Below are 1048 nucleotides of genomic sequence, written 5' to 3'. Positions count from 1 at the left end.
GCGATCGTGGAATCGGCGTTGAATGAGGCAGTTGCGCAGATTGAACGTGCGAAGGCGGCGGTAGCGCCGGTCGTTCACTCGTTCTTCGACGAGCCGACCAACACCGCGACCTACGTCGTCTGGGACCCCGCCACGCGAAAGGCGGCGATCGTTGACAGTGTCCTGAACTTCGACGCTGCGGCCGGTCGCACCAATACGGCGTCGGCGGATGCGGTAATCGCTTATGTGCGGGAGCACGGCCTTTCGGTCGACTGGCTGCTCGAAACCCATGCTCATGCCGACCACCTGTCTGCGGCGCCCTATCTGCAAAAGGCGCTGGGCGGTCAGCTCGCGATCGGCCGCGACATCATTCGCGTGCAGAACGTCTTCGGCAAGATTTTCAACGCCGGCACCGACTTCGAACGGGACGGCTCCGAGTTCGACCACCTGTTCGACGATGGCGACCGTTTTACGATCGGCGACATCGAGGCCATCGCGCTGCATGTGCCGGGGCACACCCCCGCCGATATGGCCTATGTCATCGGCGACGCAGTCTTCACCGGCGATACCCTGTTCATGCCGGACTACGGCACCGCACGCGCAGACTTCCCCGGTGGTGATGCGCGCCAGCTATTCCGCTCGATCCGTCGACTGATGCAGTTGCCCGACGAGACGCGGCTGTTCCTGTGCCACGACTACAAGGCTGCGGGGCGCGACCGGTATGTCTGGGAGACGACCGTGGGCGCGCAGCGCGTCGGCAACGTCCACGTTCATGAGGGGGTGGACGAAGACAACTTCGTCGCGATGCGCACCAGTCGGGACGCCACCTTGTCGATGCCCAAGCTCATCCTGCCATCGGTGCAGGTCAATATGCGCGGCGGCCATCTGCCGGAGCCGGAAGTCAACGGCACCCGCTACCTCAAGATTCCACTGGATACGCTGTGATGCCCGGATTTCCCCATGCCATGCCGCTTGCCGGCTTCATCGGCGGCCTGATGATCGGGTTCGCTGCGGCGATCATGTTGCTGGGCAACGGCCGCATCGCCGGGGTCAGCGGCATGTTCGCGCG

1 protein-coding gene is annotated in these 1048 nt (G+C 64.1%); it reads left to right on the top strand.

Annotation, left to right across the window (positions count from 1 at the left end; translation table 11 throughout):
• Window positions 1-924 (top strand): MBL fold metallo-hydrolase (locus CJP72_RS25100; protein ID WP_446714992.1); only part of this gene is annotated, 924 nt, incomplete at its 5' end.
• Window positions 925-1048: the final 124 nt, after the last annotated feature.

The organism is Citrobacter sp. NCU1, from assembly GCF_010231475.1.
In the GTDB taxonomy this organism is placed as follows: Bacteria; Pseudomonadota; Gammaproteobacteria; order Enterobacterales; family Enterobacteriaceae; genus Citrobacter_D.
Note: the sequence above shows the minus strand (reverse complement) of the source record. Positions and strands in the feature narration are given on the sequence as shown.